A 6,000-nucleotide genomic window follows, 5' to 3' on the forward strand; every position below is an offset into this window, starting at 1 on the left:
CCCGAACGTACCTTAAGATGGGATGCGAGTGCCTGTCGTGATCTTGCATGCTTGAGCCTCCAGATAAGTTCCCTTGGAATCCAGTTTGAAAAGACTTTGGAAAAGGGATCTTCAAAGAGGCCCTTGAAGGGGTAGGAAGCAAGCAAATGCGCGAACCGACGTCGTGGCCTGTCTACATTGTCGGGGCTGGCCCCGGGGATCCGGAGCTGATTACCCTGCGGGGGCAAAGACTGCTGGCGGAAGCCGATGTAGTGTTCTACACAGGTTCTTTGGTGCCAGAGGGAGTGCTGGCCCATTGTCGCCCTGGGGTTGAGGCCATTGACACCCGCTCCTTCACGCTGGAAACGCTGCTGCCGCAAATTGTGGAACGGGTCAAGGCGGGGCGGCGGGTGGTGCGGCTGCAGGATGGGGATCCCTGCCTTTACGGCGCTCTGCACGAGCTGCTGATCCGGCTGGCGGAGGCAGGGATCCCTTTTGAGATCGTGCCGGGAGTAAGCGCCTTTCAATTGGCAGCCGCCCGTTTGCAGGTGGAGTTGACCATACCCAAGTTGGTACAGACGATTATCCTCACCCGCGCCAGCGGTCGCACCCAGGTACCGGAAGCAGAAGCCCTGGCCAGTCTGGCAGCCCACCGCGCCTCTTTGTGTCTGTATCTGAGCGCCCGCCACGTAGAACAAGCGCAGGCAGATCTGCTGGCTCACTACCCCGCCGATACCCCGGTTGCCGTTTGTTATCGCTTGGGTTGGCCGGACGAACAGATCTGGCTGGGATCCCTGGCCGAGATGGCCGCCCTCACCCGGCAAGCCGGCTTAGAACGCACAGTGCTCTATCTCGTCAGCCCTGCCTTGAAAGGCTTGTCAAGCTCCAGATCTGCCCGCTCGCGGCTCTACAGCCCTGACCACACCCACCTCTTCCGTCCCAGAATGGGCCGGCAGCCCCGTTTGTAACAGGCTCTTTCAGTATATTGACGGACTCCGGCAGATTGAGCACAATGAGGCAGCAAGATGAGGTCAGAGGCCTGGACTTCTGGCGAGGGGGTACTCGTTTTTGCCGAGAGAAGCGGATCCCTCTTGGATTGGAGTTGTTACAAGACCATTTTTTCACTCTCTAACTTAACTTTGCGAACTCTAACTTTATGGCTGGCTCATCTGCCGCTCGCAGCGTGGAAACCCTGATCAAGGCTCTGCAGAAGGCCCTGGCCCCCCTGCCAACCCGTTCGGCCCTGAAGCAAGATGTCCTTTACCTCATGGTGGATCTCCCACGGCAGGGGATGTTTAGCCGCTCTATGGTGTTGCATCGAGTTGCCAGCCAATTGGGGGGCTTGCCTGTGCAGGGAGTTAGCCAACTGGTGGTGTACGGTCGGCTTCAGGGGGAAACACAGCCGCAGTGGAAAAAAGTCTTCTACTTGTCCTCTGGGGAAAGCAGTGCCGATGCCACGCAGATTGTATTACCGGGCACCAAGATTTCTGAGATCAAGGTGCTGGAGGCCCAAAAACCTGTTGTGGATCCCGACCACAACTCCGATTTTCGCAAAGTTAAAACTCTGGGGGCACCGGTTCCCAAAATTCAGAAAGAGCGCTGGCCAGAAGCGGCTCCAAGCCAGGCCTCGGTTGGCCATGCCCCTTCCCAAGACGGGATCCCGACCCCTCTGCCTACAACTGCTCGCCCCAGTTCTCCTATCGACGTTCTGGCCAACTTTCCGACACTTGATCAATGGTTGCACAGGCCTGCTCTAAGGCCCTTCTTGGGGGGAGCTCTGGCTTTGTCTCTCCTGCTGGGGGCTGGGTTGGTGGTGCGCTCTTTTGGGCAAGCCGATGTTCCTGCCCGAGCCAGATCGCTGGGGTTGGGGATCCCGCTGTTGATCTTGGCTGCAGGGGGGGGCTGGCTGGGTTGGCAAGGCCGGCGTGCCATCAACACCTTTGAGCGGGAGGGATCCCAGGATCCCTTTACAGAAGGGCTGTCCTTTTTACAGGCCAATCCAATTCCTGAGGCAGTGGAGCGGTTTCAGGAGGCTGTGCGGCGACAGCCAGATCACGTAGAGGCCCACATTGAACTGGCCCATCTGTTGGCAAAAACCAACCGACTGCAGGAGGCATTGAGCCACTACCAACAGGCCAAACACCTGAACCCGAACTGGAGCGGCATCAACACCCACCTGGTGGAAACCCTGAAGGCTCTAGCACGGCAGTGGCTGGCCCAGCATCAGCCGGATGAAGTTCTGGCCCACTTACCCGAAGCATTCCCCCTCACCCAGGGATCCGCCCAAGCTGAGATCTATAGCCTGCTCGGCCAAGCCTGGGCAGAGAAGGGCAACTGGGCAGAAGCGTTGGCCCAGCAACAAAAGGCCCTGGGGTTGGATCCCCACTTCAGCGAGGCTCATCTCTGCATTGCTCAAGTTCGCCTCAAGCTGGGGCAATGGGACGAGGCCATCGACTCCTGCTGGGCTGCTTTGGAGTTGAATGATCGCCTGGGCCTGGCCCACGCTGTGATGGGACAAGCGCTGATGCGCAAAGGACAGCTAAAAGCGGCAATCGCAGCCTTCCGAACTGCTCTCAACCTGGATCTCGCTCCTGAGTTGGCAGCCGCTGTGCGGGTGGATCTGGGTTTGGCAATGGTACATGCAGGCCATCTGGCTCAAGCCAGCCAGGAGTTCAGCCAGGTGATCTTCAATGGCCAGTTCAAAAGACAGCAGGCTCGCGCCTACTACGGTTTGGGTCTGGTGTTGGCAGGCCAAGAGCAATACAGCGAAGCCATCAAGAACTACCGGCGGGCTTTGGAGCTGGCCCCCGATCTGCACGCAGCGATGGCCGCCACTGGCCTAGCCTACTTGGGGCCCAAACAACGGGATGCCTCTGGGCGCAAGTTCATCCAGCCCCAACAGTTGCAGCAGGCTATGCAGCAGTTTGAACAGGCCCTCCAAGGAGATTCAGAGTTGCCGGAAGCTCACTTTGGCCTGGGCGAGGCGTCGCGCATCAAGGGGGATCTAACCTCGGCGGAGGCCAGCTATCGACGGGCCATTCGCAGCAATGGCAGCTATGGAGCAGCTCACTATCGTCTGGGATCCATCCTTGCCCGCCAAGGCAAGCTGGAGCAGGCCATTGAACACTTTCGCTCGGCTTTGGAAATCGCTCCCAACTTCTCCGAAGCCAGAGTGAGCCTGCAACGGCTTCTCTCCAAACAGATGGAAGAGGCCCATACCGGCCTACTCGTCCCGTAAGGTGGGATAGGATCTTCCAGTTAAGGTTCTCTCAACCCATGACACCAACGCCAGGTTGGGTGGCCAGCCCTGCAACCGCCATCCAGCTCATCCAACAAGGGGCAACGCTTCTGGATGCACGCAGTGCGGAATTGCAAGCCGACGGGATCCTGAAGGGTTCAATTCCGGTGAACTGGACGGAGTTTACTCAACCAGAGGCTGCAAACAGCGGCAAGCTGTTGGCAGATGATGCCCTTCTCACCGAAAAGCTGCAAGGCATTGGCGTGTTTCGGGAGCGTCCGGTGGTGGTGGTGGCCGATCCGCTGCGGGGCTGGGGAGAAGATGGCTGGATCGTTTGGATGTTGCGCAGCTTGGGTCATCCCCAGGCAGTCATGGTGGACGGGGGCTATCCGGCCCTGGTGAAGGAGGGAGTGCCGACCACAACCCGACAAAGCGCCGACGAACCGCAACGGGGCGACTTTGTAGTGCGGCGAACCGACCGGTGGGAGATCGACCGGGACACTCTGCGGGCCAGCCTTGGCTCCGACCGTGTGGCCATCCTCGACAGTCGCGAAGCCCAAGAATACGAGGGAGCCACCCCCTATGGTGAGGCACGTGGCGGACACATCCCCGGCGCTGTGCATCTCTACTACAAGGAGCTGATGGATGCGGCGGGATCCCTGTTGCCGCCCGCTGCAATTCACGCCCGCCTGCAAAAAGCCGGGATCCCTCCAGAAGCCGAGATCATTGCCTACTGCACAGCCGGGGTTCGCTCCGCTTGGGTCACGGTGGTTTTAACCCACGTGGGCCGGCAGGCCAAAAGCTATTCCGGTTCCATCCTGGAATGGGCAGCCGGGGATCCCCAGCGGTTCCCGCTCCAGCCATGAGGGGATCCCTGCCCACTGTGATCTTGGCCGGATGTGGCTATGGAGCCATCGACGCCTTGCGGGCGCTCAAAGGGCAGGCACGGGTGATCGCCATCAACCCCTATCCCTACAGTGTCAATTCGGGCATGTCCACGCGGCTGCTGAGTGGTCGGTTTTCTCTAGAGCTGGTGCGGATCCCTTTGCTGGAGCATATTCAAGCCAACGGCGCCCAGTTTTTGCCGGGGCGAGTCACCCACATCCAACCCGAAGCCCGAACCCTGACCCTGGAGAGCGAAGCCGGGATGCAAACTCTGGCCTACGACTATCTGTTGGTGAATGTGGGCCGGGAGTTGCGCCCCATCGATGGGATCCAACATGCCTTTACCATTCGACCGGCAGAACAATTGGTGGCCGCCCAAACCTGGATCCGGCAGTGCTGGCAACGGGCAGCCCAGGGGGATCGGACGCCGGGTCTGTTGACCTTTGTGGTGGCAGGGGGAGGCTGTACCGGCACAGAGCTGATGGGGGAACTCTACGATCTTTGTCGGCAGATGAGCGCAAAAACAGGGATCCCCTCGGCTCAAGCCCGGCTGATCTTGATCCATCGCCAGGCCCATCTGGTCGAGGGCTTCTCGGAACCCTTCCGCCGGGCGGTGGAAAGGGAAATCCGCCGTCTGGGGGTGGAAATCTGGGCCGGATGTCAGGTGAAAGCCTTTGGGCCGGAGCACGTGTGGCTCTCGGATGGCACCGAGTTGATAGCTCAGACCCGCCTGTGGGCAGGTGGCTTCCAGGTGCCGAGCTGGTTGAGCACCTGCGGCTTGCCAACAGGGCCGACGGGAGCCCTGCTCGTGGACAAATACCTGCGGGTGCAAGGCTCAGAGCACATCTTGGCGGTGGGGGACTGCGCTGACTTTGTTTGGGGATCCCGCCTCTTGCCCAAGATCGGCGTGTACGCGGTGCGCCAGGGGCCAATTGCAGCCCAAAACCTGCTGCGGCTCATCCGCGGCCAACCTCTGATCCCCTACCGACCGCAGGCCACGGTTTTTGTTTGTGTAACGGTGGGGAACCGCGTTGCCGTTGCCGAGAAAGGCAGGCTGGTCTGGCGCGGCTATTCAGCCACGGTGCTGAAGAACTTTTTTGATTGGCTGTACATGCGCAAACTTAAGCCCCTGCGCTGGCAGGAGTTTTTCTACTGACTCAAGCTCTACCAAGAACGGGGTTAAGATCAAAACCAGATGGGCCAGGTCGGGCTCGCTTCCCAAATCCTGAATATCTGAGAACTATGGCTATTCCCGGCGGCAATGGGCTATGAGCGGATCGACTTTTGCCGACCGGCCAGAGCAGCGACCAACCAGGAGCAACAATGCCTCTAGATAACCTGCGCGGACTCTATCAGCAAGTCATTCTGGAGCGGTACAAAAAGCCCCACAACTTCGGCAGAGTGGATCCCGTCCACCGCCACCAACGTGGCCACAACCCCTCCTGTGGCGACACCATCGACCTCACCTTACAACTGGATCCCAGCCAGGAGCGGATTGTCGATATCAAATTCGAGGGGGCAGGCTGTGCCATTGCCCTGGCTTCTGCCGATCTCATGGCGGATGCGGTGCGGGGGCGCACCATCCCCGAAGCTCTGCAGTTGGTGGAGCGCTTCCAAGCCATGATGCGCGGTGGCGAAGAGTTCCCGCGGGAGCAACGGGCTTTGAACGCCATGAAAGGGGTAGCCCAATTTCCAGTGCGCATCAAATGCGCCAACCTGGCCTGGCATGCGCTCAAATACGCGCTGGAATCGCCCGAACCCCAGGCCAATGGGTCGGCCTTTGTGAGCAACGAAAACACCGACTGACCAAAAGGCGCGGCAAGCCCCGTCCTTCAGGGCGGGGAAGGATAGCGCCGACCGTAGCCGACGCCCTTTAAAAACGCAGTGCCGGCCATGTG

Annotated in this window: 5 protein-coding genes; all 5 read left to right on the forward strand. The window is 59.9% G+C overall.

Going from position 1 to position 6,000, the window contains the following annotated elements:
- Positions 1-146: 146 nt before the first annotated feature.
- The 5 genes from cobM (at position 147) to sufU (ending at position 5,908) form a co-directional block, all read left to right on the forward strand.
- Positions 147-947, forward strand: coding sequence for a precorrin-4 C(11)-methyltransferase (gene cobM, locus ACVW0B_RS11750; RefSeq protein ID WP_011434250.1), 801 nt, complete (start codon positions 147-149; stop codon positions 945-947).
- A gap of 188 nt (positions 948-1,135) precedes the next feature.
- The gene (locus ACVW0B_RS11755) at positions 1,136-3,217 is read left to right on the forward strand and encodes a tetratricopeptide repeat protein (protein ID WP_457491753.1); all 2,082 of its coding nucleotides are present in this window, start codon (positions 1,136-1,138) and stop codon (positions 3,215-3,217) included.
- A 38-nt stretch (positions 3,218-3,255) separates the two neighbouring features.
- Complete coding sequence (locus tag ACVW0B_RS11760) at positions 3,256-4,083, forward strand: sulfurtransferase (RefSeq protein WP_457491754.1); 828 nt, start codon at positions 3,256-3,258, stop codon at positions 4,081-4,083.
- Positions 4,080-5,258 carry an NAD(P)/FAD-dependent oxidoreductase gene (locus tag ACVW0B_RS11765; protein WP_457491755.1) on the forward strand — a complete coding sequence of 393 codons (1,179 nt, stop codon included), beginning with the start codon at positions 4,080-4,082 and terminating at the stop codon, positions 5,256-5,258. Before ACVW0B_RS11760 ends, ACVW0B_RS11765 begins: the two co-directional genes overlap by 4 nt.
- A 167-nt stretch (positions 5,259-5,425) precedes the next feature.
- Positions 5,426-5,908: a Fe-S cluster assembly sulfur transfer protein SufU gene (sufU, locus tag ACVW0B_RS11770; RefSeq protein ID WP_011434254.1), complete on the forward strand. Its 483-nt coding sequence runs from the start codon at positions 5,426-5,428 to the stop codon at positions 5,906-5,908.
- Positions 5,909-6,000 lie beyond the last annotated feature (92 nt).

The organism is Thermostichus sp. MS-CIW-23 (genome assembly GCF_054059455.1).

Coding starts and splice junctions, on each gene's coding strand:
- ACVW0B_RS11760 (WP_457491754.1), top strand. CDS start 3,256: ATGACACCAACGCCAGGTTGGGTGGCCAGCCCTGCAACCGCCATCCAG.
- cobM (WP_011434250.1), top strand. CDS start 147: ATGCGCGAACCGACGTCGTGGCCTGTCTACATTGTCGGGGCTGGCCCC.
- ACVW0B_RS11765 (WP_457491755.1), top strand. CDS start 4,080: ATGAGGGGATCCCTGCCCACTGTGATCTTGGCCGGATGTGGCTATGGA.
- sufU (WP_011434254.1), top strand. CDS start 5,426: ATGCCTCTAGATAACCTGCGCGGACTCTATCAGCAAGTCATTCTGGAG.
- ACVW0B_RS11755 (WP_457491753.1), top strand. CDS start 1,136: ATGGCTGGCTCATCTGCCGCTCGCAGCGTGGAAACCCTGATCAAGGCT.